Here is a 15759-nt window from a genome sequence, read left to right as displayed (position 1 = left end):
AAAGGAATCAGGACGAGCGATTGCTGTCTTTTTATCCTAAAATTTCTTGAACACGACCGACTTGACCGTCTTCTAAGCGCACTTTAATCCCGTGCGGATGTTGCGGAGATTTCGTGAGAAGGTCTTTGACGATTCCTTCTGTTCGTTTACCTGTTCGTTGATCTTGCTTCAATACGATGCTGACTTTAAGACCGGGCGTGATATTTTTACGTGTTTTACCATCCATCTGTAGATCCTCCCATCGTTCATTTCCTGTTTGGCTATCAGTATACCATGGTTCAGTCGGTGAAACTTGTTTGTCGCAAGGACGTAAAGTGAAAAGAGAACAGAATGTCAGAAAAAAGTTTGACTATATTTGACCAATTAAGATACGACTTTTATAATTAAGGTAATGAAGTATAGGAAAAGGAAGTGAATTCGAATGGCAAAAGACTACTACCAAACACTCGGTGTCGCAAAGGATGCATCGAATCAAGATATTAAGCGCGCGTACCGCAAATTGGCAAAGCAGTATCACCCAGACGTCAATAAAGAGGCGAGTGCGGACCAGCGTTTCAAGGATATCCAAGAAGCCTTCGATGTGCTTGGAGATGAGGAAAAACGAGCGAAGTATGATCGATACGGCAGTAACTTCGATCAGATGGCAGGTGCTGGGGCTGGTGGCGCTGGAGATTACGAAGATCTGTTCCGACAGTTCGGAGGTGGTGGACGGACACGACCTGGACAATCGTTCGGATTTGAAGACATGTTCGGTTCGTTCTTTAGTCAGGAAGAAGTGTCGACCGATGAAGAGCTTGAATTGACGGTCCCACTCAGTCATCTTAGTACGAACGAAAAAGTCACGGTGCGTCTTGCGACGGGTTCGATCCAGCTGACGCTTCCGAAAGACGTCTATGACGGTAAAAAAGTTCGCTTACGTGGAAAAAGTTCGATGCGTAACCGACAAGGTGTCGCGGGAGATGTTTACGTGACGATTCACTTGAAGGATGACGATCAGTTCCGACGGGTCGACCAAGACGTCATCTCAACCGTCCGTGTTCATCCGACGACGCTTGTGCTCGGAGGCGAAGTCGTCGCGGATACGCTTGAAGGAAAACGAATCAAACTGAAAGTCAAACCGGGCACGAAACCAGGAGCGCGACTCCGGATTCCAAATCGTGGTCTGAGTCAAGCGAATGGTCATCGTGGGGCGTTACTTGTCCAACTCGAAGTCAAGTTACCTGAGATGGACCGTGCCTTTTATGAAGAGTGGGAACGTCAACTTGCAGTGAAGGAGTGATCAAGGATGGATTTTGAACGTTTAACGGATCGGGCACACGAGGGAATCGTCTCTGCCCAAGCGATCGCGAAACAACGTCGTCATAGTGAAATCACAGAATGGCATTTGTTACTTGCCTTACTTGCTCAAGAAGAAGGGATTGCACGAGTCGTCTTTGAAAAGTTGAATCAACGGATTGAGACATTGAATGGAGCGATTGACGAGGCGATCGGTAAACTTCCTGCCTTGTCCCAGGCGACGACGCCTCGGATCGGGGGCTCGTTGCTGAACGTGTTGACGGAAGCAGAGACGGAAGCGCGTCTCATGCAGGATGACTATGTCTCCGTCGAACACTTATTGTTAGCATTAATCAAACAATCAAGTCCAGCAGCTCAGTACCTACGTCGTCAAGGCATCACGGAAGAGACACTCCGAGAAGCGATCGTCAGTATGCGAGGCAATCGGAAGGTCACGACGAAAAATCCTGAAGAGACGTTTGATGTGCTGAAAAAATACGGACGTGATCTCGTAGCGGATTTCCGGTCCGGGAAAACAGATCCTGTCATCGGACGTGATGATGAGATTCGACGTGTCATCCGGATTTTGAGTCGGAAGACAAAAAACAATCCCGTCTTGATTGGAGAACCCGGCGTCGGGAAAACGGCAATCGTTGAAGGACTCGCGCAACGGATCGTGCGAGGGGATGTACCGGAGAGCCTGAAAAACAAGCAGTTGTTCAGTTTAGATATGAGTGCGCTCGTCGCTGGTGCGAAGTATCGGGGTGAGTTTGAAGAACGCCTGCAGGCAGTCTTGAATGAAGTCAAGGAAGCCGAAGGACAGATTCTCTTATTCATCGATGAGCTGCATACAATCGTCGGTGCTGGGAAGACGGACGGCGCAATGGATGCCGGAAATATGCTCAAGCCGATGCTTGCGCGAGGAGAATTGCACTGTATCGGTGCGACGACGCTAGAGGAGTACCGGAAGTATATCGAAAAGGACCCGGCGCTCGAACGTCGCTTCCAACAAGTCCTCGTCGCGGAACCGGATGTCGAGGATACGATCTCCATTCTGCGTGGATTAAAAGAACGATTTGAGATTCACCACGGTGTACGGATTCATGATAATGCGCTCGTCGCGGCGGCGATGTTATCCGATCGGTATATCACGGACCGGTTCATGCCGGATAAGGCAATCGATCTCGTTGATGAAGCATGTGCGATGATTCGGACCGATATGGAGTCGATGCCGGCTGAACTCGATTCACTCGTTCGTCGGGTCATGCAGCTCGAAATCGAAGAAGCGGCGTTAAAAAAAGAAACGGATGTAGCATCTCGGAAACGACTTATGGTTTTACAGCAAGAACTCAGTTCTGTCCGAGAAGACGAGAGTGCATTGCGGACGCGATGGGAACGGGAAAAAGAAAGTTCGCAAAGTGTTCAGCAGTTACGTGCGGATCTTGAGAAAGCGAAACTGGCGTTACAAGAAGCGGAAGGGCGCTATGACTTGAACCGGGCATCGGAAATCAAGTACGGGCAAATTCCGGATCTTGAGGCACGTCTGAAAGTCGCGGAAGAGTCATCTGAACACGTCTCACACGAACTCGTTCGAGAAGCGGTGACGGAAGAAGAGATATCCGACATCGTTTCGAAATGGACCGGTATTCCGGTGACGCGGCTTGCTCAGGGCGAACGGGAAAAATTACTTTATCTCGAAGATACGCTTCATGAGCGCGTCTTCGGTCAAGACGAAGCAGTCCGTCTCGTCGCGGACGCTGTCATTCGAGCGCGCGCAGGCATCAAGGATCCGAACCGCCCGATTGGCTCGTTCTTGTTCCTCGGTCCGACAGGGGTCGGGAAGACAGAACTCGCCAAAGCCTTGGCAGCGGCGATGTTCGATAGTGAAGATCACATCGTCCGCATCGATATGTCGGAGTATATGGAAAAACACAATGTCTCCCGTCTTGTCGGTGCGCCTCCGGGATACGTCGGTTATGAAGAAGGCGGTCAATTGACGGAAGCCGTCCGACGGAGCCCGTATTCAGTGCTGTTGTTCGATGAGATCGAAAAAGCGCACGGGGACGTCTTTAATATCTTGCTTCAGTTACTCGACGATGGTCGATTGACGGATGCGCAAGGACGCGTCGTTGACTTCAAGAACACGATCGTCATCATGACGTCAAACATCGGGGCGCCGATCCTGCTTGAAGCAGCCAAAGATGGTGTCATCGATGCAGCGGAAGAGGAAGCCGTTCGCCAAGAATTGAAGCGCCACTTCCGACCGGAGTTCTTGAACCGGATCGATGATACGATTTTATTCCATCCACTCCACCGGACGGAAATCGAACGAATCATCGACAAAGCGGTCGAGAAAATGAGTTCACGTTTATCTGGACGTGGCATTACGATTGATGTTACGGATGCTGCGAAGACGTTGATTTTCGAGGAAGCATTTGAACCACAATACGGCGCACGTCCAATCAATCGTTATATGCAACGGACGATTGAGACGAAACTTGCCCGTGCCTTGATCAGTGGGGCGATTCAAGATGGTGCCCGGATTGCGATTGACGTAGAAGACGGCGAACTAGTCGTACACGGATGAAGCAGATGCTAGAAAAAGGAGTCGACTCGGCTGAAACGAGTCGACTCCTTTTAGCGTTTACGGAAGAACCATATCCGTATTCGTCAGATGCGTGATAAGCTAGAAAAAAAGAGAAAGAGGGAACGCCATGAATGTTACACAAGCCCAACTCGAGGAGTTGATTGAAGAATGCCGTCCATATACAGTGCTTGGACAAGTCGCCAGTTATATTCCAGAGCTTGCGAAGGTTGATCCAACACAACTCGGAATCGCCGTCTGTAACGCCGACGGAACGTTCGTCTCGGCAGGTGATGCGGATACGATGTTTACACTACAGAGTGTATCGAAGATCATCACGCTCGCATTCGTCCTCGAGACATTCGGAGAAGATTATGTCTTTTCAAAAGTCGGGATGGAACCGACAGGCGATGCGTTCAATTCGATCGCAAAACTTGAAGAGACGATTCCGACAAAACCGCTTAATCCAATGATCAATGCAGGAGCACTAGCCGTGACGAGCATGTTACCGGGAACAGATGCTGCCGATAAATTACTTCAATTGCGTCAATTCATCGCAAAGCTATTGGATATTGAAGTAGAAATGGTAAAATATGACGCAGATGTCGCTGAATCAGAATTCGAAACGACGGATTTGAATCGGGCGTTGCTCTACTTCATGCGCTATCACGGTGTCATCGAAGGCAATGTCGAAGAAATCATCGACGTCTATACGAAACAATGTGCGATTTTGACGAACTGTAAAGGACTTGCCATGATGGGGAAAATTTTGAGTACATCCGGTAAGACGCCATCAGGACGCCAAGTCATTTCACGTCGGAACGCACGAATCATTCGAGCGATCATGACGACGTGTGGCATGTACGATGCATCTGGAGAATTTTCCGTCCAAGTCGGGCTTCCAGGAAAAAGTGGTGTTTCCGGTGCAGTCGTTGCTTGCGGTCGAAGCGATTTCGATATGGCTGATCTCGGAATCGGTGTCTTTGGACCATCGCTTGATGCCAAAGGGAACTCGATTGCCGGAACAAAGATGCTGGAATTACTCGTTCAACGTCATCCATGAGCGATTTCAATCTGATCAAGCGCAGAACGTAGCTCGTCCTCTAAGCGCTTGATCTGACGCAAACGCTCTTCTTGATAAGCAGATGGAACCTCGAAAGAGCGCCATCTTTCTAATCGCTGATACGTATCATTGATGTGTCCGAGTCGTGTCTGGGTTGTCTTTAGACGATCAACAGCAGACTTCGGTTGATGCGTGTAGGGACGAAGATACTCGACCGTATAACGGTATGCTTTTGTAGCAAGCCGTAATTCATGCATCCGTTCGACACGCTTTGTTCCATCCTTTCGTTGTACTTTTTCAAATTGTTCACGTTTTTTCTCATAGCGTTTCTCAGCGGCCTGAATCAGCTCTTTTTCTGACATCCGCTTGAGGCGCTTTGTCATCGGACCGGCTAAAAAGCGACGAACGGATCGATCCAGTTCATTTGAGATCAAGAGATGCATCGTCTCGATTAAAGTCGAACGTTTCCCTTGAAGTTGCAGAGCGACATGGTTCGCGAACAACTGATCGATTTCTGTTTTGTTTGAGGTCGCTTCGAGTTGTACGTCGAGGTCACGGACTTCGCCGAAAGCATGCATCAGTCGCTTCCAAATCAAATAAACGGGTTCCTCCGTCAAATCGACCAATCGGGCGAATGTGATTAGTTTCCGTAACCGAATCCGCGCTTGATGGACATCTTCCGGATTTTCAAACGTTTGAGTCTCTTTGGCATAATGATTGAAGGTCGACCATGTCTCAAGCAGTTCGAAAGTCAGCTTTTCAGTATCTCGATGGTTCATGAGATGAATCCCTCCTCGGATTATTTTCGTAAGAGTTCAAGAGTGCTAGGTTTTAAAATTAAGGAGGACTCCTCCTGAAATGTGGTGGAAACATGTTAGAAACAGTTACGTTCTCAGGAAAGATGAAGCAATTCATGAAAATTTTCTTTCCCATCCTCGTAACGCAAGTCGCGTTTTACTTAATTAGTTTTTTCGATACGGTCATGGCCGGTCGATATGGTTCTGCTGATTTAGCAGGCGTCGGGGTCGGAGCAAGTCTCTGGGCACCCGTCTACACAGGACTGACGGGTATTCTACTTGCCGTCGCACCGCTCGTTTCCCAAGCGATGGGAGCGAAACGCGAGCGGGAAGTCAAACGAATCGTCATGCAGGCGCTGTACGTTGCTGTCGTGATCATTGGTTTGACTGTCGTCATCGGACTTATCGCTGTCAATCCGATTCTCGAACGGATGGAGTTATCGACAGAAGCGCGTGAAGTCGCGCGAAATTATCTCGTGATGTTAGCACTCGGGATCGTACCGATGTTCGTTTTCTTCGTGTTACGAACACTCGTCGATTCGTTGGGGAAATCAAATATCACGATGGTCCTACTACTAATCTCTTTACCCATTAACGTCCTTTTCAATTATCTATTCATCTTCGGAAGCTTCGGTTTTCCGGAACTTGGTGGAGTGGGCGCAGGAGTTGCGACTGCCATCACGTACTGGATTCTCTGTCTAGCGATCATCGCTGTCGTCTTTAAAGGAGAGTTATTTCAACGCCTTGGGATTCTGCGGCGCTTTTATCGTCCAGACATGAAGCGAATCAAGGAATTGATTCTACTTGGTGCTCCGATTGGTCTAGCGATTTTTTCTGAAGTCAGTATTTTCTCGGCGGTCACGTTGCTGCTCGGAGCGTACGGCGATGTCATCATCGGTGCCTATCAAGCGGCCATCAACTTCGCTTCGTTCGTCTATATGATTCCATTATCCGCTGCGTCCGCTTTGACGATCACAGTCGGTTTCGAGGTCGGTGCAAAACGGATCAAGGATGCGGTTCAGTACGTCGGCATCGGATTGACGATGTGTGTTGCCGTCTCCTTGTTCTCCGGGATCTTGTTGTACTTAAAGAATGAAGAACTTGCCGCTTTGTATAGTCGTGATCCTCAAGTCATCGAAGCAGCCGCACACTTCATGATTTTAGCGATTTTCTTTCAACTGTCGGATGCCGTTGCTGCACCGACGCAAGGTGCATTACGTGGATTCAAGGATGTCAACGTCACCTTCTTGTTGACGATTGCTGCCTACTGGGTCATTGGACTACCATTAGGTTTTTATCTCGAACGCTATACGACGCTCGGACCAGATGGTTACTGGTGGGGATTGATCATCGGTCTTGCGGTCGGAGCAACGCTACTACTTGTTCGTCTTATGCATTTAATCCGTAAATCAAGGAGGCTGGCAGCTTGAAATTCTCAAAACAACGCATCATGACGATTGCGAAGATCATCTTGCCGATCGTCTTGATTGGATTCATTTTTTATCAAGGACAAAACGAATTGCGTAGTTTATCGCTACAGGAGTCGATTCAAGCGATTCGTCAAGTCCCATCTTGGCAATTCATCCTGTTGATTCTCGCAGGTCTTACGGCAGTCTCGACGATGTTCTTTTATGACTTCTTCTTATTACGTTCATTGGAGGCGAAAGCACCGATCGGACTGATTTTCCGAGCATCCTGGATTGCGAACTCCTTTAACGGGATCATCGGATTCGGTGGTCTCGCTGGGATGGCGATCCGATCCGCTCTTTATCGACCATTTGTTGAAGGCGGTCGTTTGTTGAAAGCGATCGGCTGGATGGCACCGACGTTGATCAGTGGGTTGTCCATCTTATCGGCCTTATCGCTTTTGCACGTTTTTCCGGCGTTTGAAGTGCTCGATTTAAAGAAATGGCTGTGGCCCGTCATCATTGGTGTCGCCTTCTTCTTTCCACTTTATTTGCTGTTCTCGTTTCGACGAGGCAATAGCAGCATCCATCCGAAATCGATTGCGTTATATTCACTCGTCTCACTCGCAGAATGGTTCAGTGCTGGCGTTGTCGTCTATCTGATCCTCGCGGCGCTTGGAACGGATGTTAGTTTCTCAAAAGTCATCGGTGTTTTCATCATCGCTGCGACAGCCGGTTTGATCTCGATGGTACCGGGTGGGTTTGGTTCGTTTGACTTAGTGTTTTTGATCGGCATGCAGCGTGCGGGTGTCGAGGAAGGCATCGTCTTGACAGGATTATTGATCTATCGTCTTGTCTACTACTTGATTCCGTTCCTGATCGGTGTCATTTTCTCAGCTCGGGAGTTCAGCGGTCCGGTCGTCAAGATGATCGAAGACAAACCGATCGTTGGTCCATCGATGGAGGTCGGGGGTGTCATTTGGCGCTTACAACTGCGATTCCTCAGTAAAATTCGTCATTTCACACTCGCATTGATCACACTCGTTGCCGGGATCACGATCTGGGGATTGGCGATTTTACCACCTGTCTCGACGCAATATGAATATTTGGAATCGAAATTACCGCATGAAGCGCTGTTACTCGCGAATAGTTTCTTCTTGATGGGCGGCTTATTGTTCGTCCTCTTATCGACAGCACTGTATCGTCGAACAAAACGGTCGTTATATATGATGTACGGGGCATCTTTTTTCGCGTTGATTGGAATGGCACTTCGTGGTTTTAACTTGATTTCCTTCCTTGCCGTCATCATCGTCCTCGTCTTGCTACTGATGTCGCGAAAAGCATTTCACCGAGAACGAACGCTCATTACGACGACACGGTTCATCCGAGTTGCCTTCGCTGGTATATTGTACATTGGAGGATTCGTCTTTTTTGGATACGCCTTCTATACACTCGGATCAGCAGACGGAACAAAAGTATATCCGGCACATGAAATTTTCATGTTTGCAGCGAGTGCCTCTATCTTTGCGCTCGTGTATGTTCTCGTCTTCATCCGCTTATTCAATACATTCAATCAACCGGTTCTCGGTGAGCGATTCGATGCTGAAAAGATCGAATCGGTATTGCGTGAGCAGGGTGGGAATTATTTGAGCCATCTCGCGTTTCTAGGTGATAAACGTTTCTTCTTCTCCGAAACAGGGCGTTCATTCATCCAGTTCAGTCAGACCGGTAATCGGATCATGGTCCTTGGCGACCCTAGTGGAGATCCGAAGGAGCATTCACAAGTCATCGCGTCTTTCTTACGTCGCGTCGAAGATCTTGGATATATTCCGAACATCTATCAAATTCAAGCGCAAAATATGTCTCTCTATCATGATTTTGGCTTCAACTTCTTCAAACTCGGGGAAGAAGCGATCGTTGATATCCCATCTTTCACTGTATCAGGGAAAAAACGAGCTGGACTTCGATCGATTAAAAATCGCTTTGAACGAGAGGGCATGACGTTCGAAATAGTCGAGCCACCTATTTCAGGAACACTATTAGCAGAACTACAAGAGGTCTCCGACGAATGGTTAGGAGGGAAGTCCGAGAAAGGTTTCTCGCTCGGTTACTTCCACGAACCTTATTTAAACCGGGCACCGATTGGCATCATGCGTGAAGCGGAAGGACGATTGATCGGGTTCATGACATTCATGCCTGCTTACCAAGAAGGGGTCCTATCGATTGACTTGATGCGTTTTCGACCAGATGGACCGAATGGAATCATGGATGCGATGTTCATCCGACTATTCGAGTATGCGAAAGATGAAGGCTACCACACGTTCAACATGGGAATGGCTCCGCTTTCGTCCGTCGGAGAAGACGAGACGTCCTTCTGGCAAGAACGTGTGGCAGCGGATGTCTTCAATAATATTCGCTACATGTATAGTTTCACCGGTCTACGACGATATAAAGAAAAGTATGATCCAAAATGGGAAGGACGATACCTGGCTTACCGGAAGCGTCAATCGTTACCAATGGCGATTCTAAAAGCCACGCGTCTGATTTCCCGAAAAAAAGACCGAATTTTATTACCATGATCGACTGACGCATGAAGTCGGCAATCGACGGGTATACAAAGGGCGACCACTTGTCCAAAGACAAGTGAGATCGTCCTTTTATATTTATGTTGAAATGTACAAAGGTCTATACAACTAGAATTAATCGCGTTATACTAAATACCGAAGCAAGCCATGGAACGGATAGAGAAAGGAAGATGCTAGATGACAGTGATCACCAATGCCCGGATTTACACGGGAGAGCAGACGATTGAAGACGGCTTCATTCGTTTTGACCGAACAATCGAGGCGATTGGACCCATGTCGGAATTCGAGGAAATCGCAGGAGAAGAGACGATCGATGCGCAGCATCAATCACTCATTCCAGGAATGATCGATGTGCATATTCATGGAGGGTATGATGTCGATGTCATGGATGGAGATGCCGATAGCCTGCGTCATTTCAGCCGACAGATGTTACAAGAAGGTGTGACATCATTTTTAGCGACGACGATTACTCAGGACTGGGGAAATATCACACGCGCGCTTGAGACGGTTCGAGAAGTCATAGCACAAGACGATACGACGATCATCGGTGTTCATCTTGAAGGACCATTCATCAATCCAGATTATGCAGGTGCACAGCCTCACGAACATATCGTCGAACCGGATGTCGAGCAGTTCTTGAAATGGCAAAAAGCAGCAGGAAACACGATCAAGCTCGTCACATACGCTCCGGAACGCCCGGGAGCACGGGCGTTCGAAGAAGCGGTGCGCTTGACGGGTGCGATTCCGTCAGCCGGACATACAGACGCGACGTATGCCCAAAACCAAGCCGGTCACGTCACGCATGGTACCCACCTTTACAATCAAATGCGGGCACTTCATCACCGGGAACCTGGCACAGTCGGATATTGCCTCCTGACACCAGACGTCTATGCGGAGATCATTCCGGATGGGATTCACAGTGCGCCGGAGATGGTGGATTTTGCCTATCGAATGAAAGGCGCAGATCGACTGATCGTCATCACGGATGCGATGCGAGCGAAAGGATTAGCAGACGGTGAATATGAGTTAGGTGGTCAGGCTGTATTCGTTCGAGACGGTGCGGCACGTCTTGAAAACGGTAGCTTAGCTGGAAGTGTCCTGACAATGGACGCTGCTTTACGAAACATCATCGCCTATACAGGCTGTTCGCTCGAAGAAGCGGTCCGCATGACATCGGTCAATGCGGCCAAAGAGCTTCAATTGGCTCAAAAGGGAAGCCTCGCGGTCGGTAAAGATGCAGATATCGTCTTGCTCGACGAGGGATTACGTATTCAAGAAACGATTCATCGTGGTACGCGACACCGGATCACGAACGGAAAGGAGTCTACCTCATGAAATGGATGATCGTAGAAAAGGGAGAAGAATTAGCACAGGTGGCCTATCAATTTTTGAAACAGGAAATTAAGCGTCACCCGGAAGGTTTGACGGTAGGACTGGCAACGGGAAGTTCACCGGTCGGCGTTTATGAAGAATGGCGGAAGGATTCGCTCGATTGTCGACATGTGACAACGGTTAACCTCGACGAATATGTCGGTCTCAGCCCAGAGCATCCACAAAGTTATCATACGTTCATGCAAGAGCATCTATTCAAAGATGTCGCATTTAAGGAATCATTCGTTCCAATCGGGAACACAGAAGATCCCGTGCGAGAAAGTGAACGATATGAAGCGCTCGTCCGCAATCGAGGCATCGACATTCAATTACTCGGAATTGGAGCGAATGGACACATCGCCTTCAATGAACCGGGTACACCATTCGACGCTAAGACACACGTAACGGAATTGACAGAGTCGACACGAGAAGCGAACCAACGTTTCTTTGATCGATTAGAGGAAGTACCGACGAAGGCAATCACGATGGGGATCGGTACGATCATGGAAGCGAAGAAGATCCTTCTCGTTGCTTCTAGTGCACGAAAGGCAGAAGCGGTTCGCGATATGATGGAAGGTGTCGCAACAACGGATTGTCCAGCAACTGTACTCAAGCGTCATGCTGATGTCATGGTGATCTTGGACGAAGAAGCCGCATCTTTATTGTCAGATGACGCTAAACGTACAGGACGAGCGGCATATCTGAATTTCATGAAAGTATGACGATGAAAGAACGATGAATCAAAAGGGATAGAGACAATCACTGGATTGACTCTATTCCTTTTTTGATTCTGTTGAGCCTAGTCTCAAGCGATTTTTTATTTTGATAGACAGGCATCAGCGGGACATATACCAAGATCATTCAATCTCATGATACAGCGCACTAAGGATCCATGATTTTTTCAGTGCAACGATTCCATACGATTTCTTTAATCGAAACGTAAATTGACATTTCATTAAATGTCCGGATAATGGAGATTAGCGAACTTTACGGAAAATTTACATGAAAATGAGGGTTTACATGATGGAAACGCGATCCGCACGAAAGAGACAGCCAAGTGCTGGCAAGATGTTCATGAAAGTCATCGCTGCACTCGTCCTGCTTGTCACAATCATCGGTTCTGGATATGCTGGAGCTGTTTTTATTAAAACGCAAGAAACATTGGCAAAGACGCAGATTAACATTCCCGGCTCGAAGGTGAGCTCTAAATATGATGATGTTCCGTCTGAATCGTTCTTGATTCTTGGGACGGATGAAACGAAAAAAAGTAAAGAACGAAATGAACCGGCGCGATCAGATGTCATGATCGTCGGAATCTTAAATAAAAAAACGGAACAATTAGTGTTGACGAGTATTCCGCGTGATTCACTCGTGAACATCGATTATTCGAAATACGATGTACCTTATGGTAAGACAGGTGTTGAGCAAGATAAAATCACCCATGCCCATTACTTCGGTTCGATGGATAAATCGAATTCCTATAATGGGATTAAATTAGCGCGTGAAACGACAGAAAACCTGCTCGGTATTCAAATCGATCACGTCGTTAAAGTTAATTTCCAAGGATTCGTTCAATTGATTGATGCATTGGACGGCGTAGACATCGATGTACGATATGCGTTCAAAGAGCAAGATTCAAAACGTAAAGCCGGTACTGTCACTGTTGATAAAGGGATGCAACATTTAACAGGAGAGCAAGCACTTGCTTACGTCCGGAACCGTCATGATGATCCGCTCGGTGATATCGGACGCGGTCAAAAACAGATGCAAGTCATTCAAGCGGTCGCGAAAGAAGCGGCAAGTTTCCGTTCCCTCAGTGCATACCGTGATATTTTGGATGCTGTCGGTGATAACGTCGAAACGAACTTAGGTCCGAACGATTATACACGCTTAGCAGATTTCACAGCAGCGTTACGTAACACGACGGAGTACCAACTCGCTGGAGAAGGTTATATTGGTATCAGCGGGAAATGGGAGTATCACCTCGATCCGAATCAATTGGAGCAAGTGAAAAGTAACTTAGCAAAAGCGATGCAAGGTCAAGAAGTCGAACCGATCAAGGAAGAGACAGACCCGGCACAAAGTACGACAGAAGAACCAGTGACAGAGACGGAAGCCGTTCCTGCACAGTAAGACACACTAAAAATCCCCTTGTATCATCGTCACTGTACGACGATACAAGGGGATTTTTAGCGTTGGCGTTCCATTTCAACGGTGAAGGTATAGCGGTCGCCGCGGTAAGCGGAGATGACGTATTCAAACGGTTGCTCTGTTGTCAGGTACGTTAGTTGCTCGACAGATAAGACAGGCGAAGCGGTCGATAGACCAAGATGGCCCGCCTCTTCCTTCGTTGCAAGACGTGATTCGAACGTTTGACTCGCACGTCCAAGATTTAATCCGCTCGCTTCTGCAAATGCATAGAGCGATGCGGTCGCGACGTCTTGATCAAGTCCAGGTAAGAGCTGTTCCGGGATATAGACGGTCTCAAGAGCAAGCGCTTGCTCATCTGCGATTCGTAAACGTTTCAATTCATACACGGATGCCCCTTCGCGAATCCGGAGCTTGTTTGCGATCGTCATCGACGCGTCGATGATTTGATAGGAGAGAAGCGCACTCGTCGGTTCTAGTCCAAGATGTTCCATCTCTTCCGAGAAACTCGTCAAGCCAGACAGTTGCATGACGATTTTTTTATTCGCGACGAATGTTCCTCGTCCTTTTTGACGAATCAAGTAACCGGCGTTGACCAAGTTTGAAATGGCTTGGCGGACCGTCATTCGGCTAATTTGATGCGCTTCCGCAAATTCGCGCTCGGACGGAATCAGATCGCCAGGTTGAAGAACACCGCTTTCGATTTGTTGTTTTAAGGCAGCTTCGATTTGATAGTAGATGGGGAGTGGTGAATTTTTATTGATATGCTGAATCACGGCATTTCGTCCCTTCGCGATCGGTAGTCTTTCGTCTAGTGTACTAGGAAAAAGGCAAGCCGACAAACGATTCTGGATGAAATATGGCATAATACAGAGTGAAACTGACAGAGAAAGGTGGTCGAGGTATGCGCCCCGAACAAATAGAATCCGATGTCCGAACCTTTCAGACATCCATTCGCACGACAAAACAAGTAGATGGCTATTGGGTTGCTCTAGAGAAAAGTTACTTCTATCCGGAGAGCGGTGGACAGCCGGCAGACCGTGGAACATTGAACGACCAACCGGTCCTTGACGTTCAAATCGAAGACGGTGTCGTCTGGCACCAACTGGCGACGCCGCTCACAGGTGACGTCACCGGTATCGTAGATGACGCAGTCCGGATCGATCATGCGGCGCAGCATACGGCACAACATGTCATCTCTGCAATCCTACAAGATGAATCAAATATTAAGACACTCAGTTTTCGGACGGGAAGTGAGGTCTCGACGCTTGATATCGAGACACCTGAATGGACAACTATGCAACAAGAACAGCTGGATCGACGATTACGCCAGGTGATTGAACAAGGATTACCGATCACAGCGACCGAGTATGACGAGGCGGAAGCGCTACGCTTACCATTACGAAAAACACCACAAGTCGAAGGACGAATTCGCGTCGTTCAAATCGGTACACTCGATTATAGTGCCTGTGGTGGAACGCATCTCGATTCGACGGCACAGCTCGAGTCGATTCTCTTTACTGGAGTCGAACGAATTCGTGGAAATATTCGTCTTTCTTATGTCGCAAAGGAACGGGCATATCAACTCCTACAGGCAGAACGACGAGCTTTACGGGAAGCAGCGCAAGCTTTATCAGTCAAACCGGTTCAAATGCTAGAAGCCGTCCAAGCGTTACAAGAAGAGCAGAAACGCTTAACGAAACAGGTCGAACACGCTCAGGAACAACTCGCGACGTTCACACTCGCTCATGCTTTAGAACAACAAGAAGGCATTCTTGTGTTCGAACATCTGGATGAAGAAATCAAAATATCCGAGCAACTTGCTAAAGCGATTCAAGAAGCGGGACGCGTCGGCGTCGTCTGGAATGCGACGACGAACAAGTTACTGATGAGTAGTCCAGGTGAACCCCATCTCGGGAAGTTCGCTAAAGCACATGTCAAAACATTTAATGGGCGAGGCGGAGGAAGTGCGGTTCAGGCACAGGCACAATTTACGAATCGGGATGATGCGTTGGCATATGTCGATCGATTACGGGAGGAATATCAGTCATGACAGTCATTCAAGTACGTACAGCAGAACAACATCAAGCCGTCCGGATGATCCGGGAGCGTGTCTTCGTCGAGGAACAAGGCGTACCACGCCATCTTGAATACGATACACATGATGAAACAGCAATTCATCTGCTTGTCCTCGATGAGCAGAGTCGACCGGTCGCAACGGGGCGTACCCGTCCATATGACGACCAACGGATGAAGGTAGAGCGTGTCGCGACGCTAGCGACAGCGCGAGGAAAAGGATACGGTGGCGAGTTGATGCAGGCGATGGAACGAGTCGCACGTCGCGAAGGGAAGCAATTGCTAACACTCGGCGCACAAGTTCAAGCGATCCCGTTTTATCAAGGACTCGGGTATACGATCGTCTCCGATGAATTCGATGATGCGGGCATCCCGCACCGAACGATGGAGAAAAAAATGTAAGTCATTTTGAAAGAAATCCTGCAAAAAGGGTTTCTTTTTTTGTTTTCTATGT

The 15759-nt window shown here is 48.1% G+C and carries 13 protein-coding genes; 10 read left to right on the top strand and 3 right to left on the bottom strand.

Features of this window, described 5'->3' with window-relative positions:
* Positions 1 to 31: 31 nt before the first annotated feature.
* On the bottom strand, positions 32 to 226 hold the full coding sequence (locus AC3B4V_RS14190) for a YwbE family protein (protein WP_023467094.1): 195 nt from the start codon (positions 224 to 226) through the stop codon (positions 32 to 34).
* A gap of 195 nt (positions 227 to 421) precedes the next feature.
* Between AC3B4V_RS14190 and AC3B4V_RS14185 the strand changes: the two genes are divergently transcribed.
* The 3 genes from AC3B4V_RS14185 to glsA all read left to right on the top strand — a co-directional run bounded on the left by AC3B4V_RS14185 (position 422) and on the right by glsA (position 4922).
* A complete protein-coding gene (locus tag AC3B4V_RS14185; RefSeq protein WP_050678995.1) occupies positions 422 to 1279 on the top strand; it encodes a DnaJ C-terminal domain-containing protein in 858 nt (285 codons plus the stop codon).
* 6 nt (positions 1280 to 1285) lie between these two features.
* Positions 1286 to 3862, top strand: coding sequence for an ATP-dependent chaperone ClpB (gene clpB / locus AC3B4V_RS14180; protein WP_488378759.1), 2577 nt, complete (start codon positions 1286 to 1288; stop codon positions 3860 to 3862).
* 127 nt (positions 3863 to 3989) lie between these two features.
* Positions 3990 to 4922, top strand: a complete 933-nt coding sequence (gene glsA / locus AC3B4V_RS14175) for a glutaminase A (RefSeq protein WP_023467099.1) — start codon at positions 3990 to 3992, stop codon at positions 4920 to 4922.
* Here the strand turns inward: glsA and AC3B4V_RS14170 are convergent.
* Positions 4913 to 5701 (bottom strand): CHAD domain-containing protein, encoded by a 789-nt coding sequence (locus AC3B4V_RS14170; protein WP_488378758.1) that lies wholly within the window; start codon positions 5699 to 5701, stop codon positions 4913 to 4915. The genes glsA and AC3B4V_RS14170 overlap by 10 nt on opposite strands.
* 92 nt (positions 5702 to 5793) lie before the next feature.
* Here AC3B4V_RS14170 and AC3B4V_RS14165 point away from each other — a divergent pair, with 92 nt between their 5' ends.
* From AC3B4V_RS14165 to AC3B4V_RS14145, 5 genes are all read left to right on the top strand, one after another.
* Positions 5794 to 7149, top strand: coding sequence for an MATE family efflux transporter (locus AC3B4V_RS14165; protein WP_488378757.1), 1356 nt, complete (start codon positions 5794 to 5796; stop codon positions 7147 to 7149).
* Positions 7146 to 9704: a bifunctional lysylphosphatidylglycerol flippase/synthetase MprF gene (mprF, locus tag AC3B4V_RS14160; protein WP_488378756.1), complete on the top strand. Its 2559-nt coding sequence runs from the start codon at positions 7146 to 7148 to the stop codon at positions 9702 to 9704. Before AC3B4V_RS14165 ends, mprF begins: the two co-directional genes overlap by 4 nt.
* Before the next feature lie 183 nt (positions 9705 to 9887).
* Complete coding sequence (nagA, locus tag AC3B4V_RS14155) at positions 9888 to 11045, top strand: N-acetylglucosamine-6-phosphate deacetylase (protein ID WP_488378755.1); 1158 nt, start codon at positions 9888 to 9890, stop codon at positions 11043 to 11045.
* Positions 11042 to 11803 (top strand): glucosamine-6-phosphate deaminase, encoded by a 762-nt coding sequence (gene nagB, locus AC3B4V_RS14150; protein WP_481266741.1) that lies wholly within the window; start codon positions 11042 to 11044, stop codon positions 11801 to 11803. Before nagA ends, nagB begins: the two co-directional genes overlap by 4 nt.
* A gap of 298 nt (positions 11804 to 12101) precedes the next feature.
* Positions 12102 to 13214: an LCP family protein gene (locus tag AC3B4V_RS14145; RefSeq protein WP_231681811.1), complete on the top strand. Its 1113-nt coding sequence runs from the start codon at positions 12102 to 12104 to the stop codon at positions 13212 to 13214.
* Between the two features lie 56 nt (positions 13215 to 13270).
* Here AC3B4V_RS14145 and phnF read toward each other — a convergent pair whose 3' ends face one another.
* Positions 13271 to 14005 (bottom strand): phosphonate metabolism transcriptional regulator PhnF, encoded by a 735-nt coding sequence (gene phnF, locus AC3B4V_RS14140; protein WP_029340766.1) that lies wholly within the window; start codon positions 14003 to 14005, stop codon positions 13271 to 13273.
* 128 nt (positions 14006 to 14133) lie between these two features.
* Between phnF and AC3B4V_RS14135 the strand changes: the two genes are divergently transcribed.
* Both AC3B4V_RS14135 and AC3B4V_RS14130 read left to right on the top strand, forming a co-directional pair.
* Complete coding sequence (locus tag AC3B4V_RS14135) at positions 14134 to 15282, top strand: alanyl-tRNA editing protein (protein ID WP_488378754.1); 1149 nt, start codon at positions 14134 to 14136, stop codon at positions 15280 to 15282.
* Entirely contained in the window at positions 15279 to 15707 is a 429-nt protein-coding gene (locus AC3B4V_RS14130) for a GNAT family N-acetyltransferase (protein ID WP_023467111.1), read from the top strand. Before AC3B4V_RS14135 ends, AC3B4V_RS14130 begins: the two co-directional genes overlap by 4 nt.
* Positions 15708 to 15759 lie beyond the last annotated feature (52 nt).

It is taken from the genome of Exiguobacterium sp. E17S, assembly GCF_057772545.1.
The sequence above is the reverse complement of the archived record's forward strand: the minus strand, read 5'-3'. Positions and strand labels throughout refer to the sequence as shown.

Excerpts from the sequence above, each read along its gene's own strand:
- AC3B4V_RS14190 (WP_023467094.1), bottom strand. The coding sequence starts at position 226 with ATGGATGGTAAAACACGTAAAAATATCACGCCCGGTCTTAAAGTCAGC.
- AC3B4V_RS14185 (WP_050678995.1), top strand. The coding sequence starts at position 422 with ATGGCAAAAGACTACTACCAAACACTCGGTGTCGCAAAGGATGCATCG.
- clpB (WP_488378759.1), top strand. The coding sequence starts at position 1,286 with ATGGATTTTGAACGTTTAACGGATCGGGCACACGAGGGAATCGTCTCT.
- glsA (WP_023467099.1), top strand. The coding sequence starts at position 3,990 with ATGAATGTTACACAAGCCCAACTCGAGGAGTTGATTGAAGAATGCCGT.
- AC3B4V_RS14170 (WP_488378758.1), bottom strand. The coding sequence starts at position 5,701 with ATGAACCATCGAGATACTGAAAAGCTGACTTTCGAACTGCTTGAGACA.
- AC3B4V_RS14165 (WP_488378757.1), top strand. The coding sequence starts at position 5,794 with ATGTTAGAAACAGTTACGTTCTCAGGAAAGATGAAGCAATTCATGAAA.
- nagA (WP_488378755.1), top strand. The coding sequence starts at position 9,888 with ATGACAGTGATCACCAATGCCCGGATTTACACGGGAGAGCAGACGATT.
- nagB (WP_481266741.1), top strand. The coding sequence starts at position 11,042 with ATGAAATGGATGATCGTAGAAAAGGGAGAAGAATTAGCACAGGTGGCC.
- AC3B4V_RS14145 (WP_231681811.1), top strand. The coding sequence starts at position 12,102 with ATGATGGAAACGCGATCCGCACGAAAGAGACAGCCAAGTGCTGGCAAG.
- AC3B4V_RS14135 (WP_488378754.1), top strand. The coding sequence starts at position 14,134 with ATGCGCCCCGAACAAATAGAATCCGATGTCCGAACCTTTCAGACATCC.
- AC3B4V_RS14130 (WP_023467111.1), top strand. The coding sequence starts at position 15,279 with ATGACAGTCATTCAAGTACGTACAGCAGAACAACATCAAGCCGTCCGG.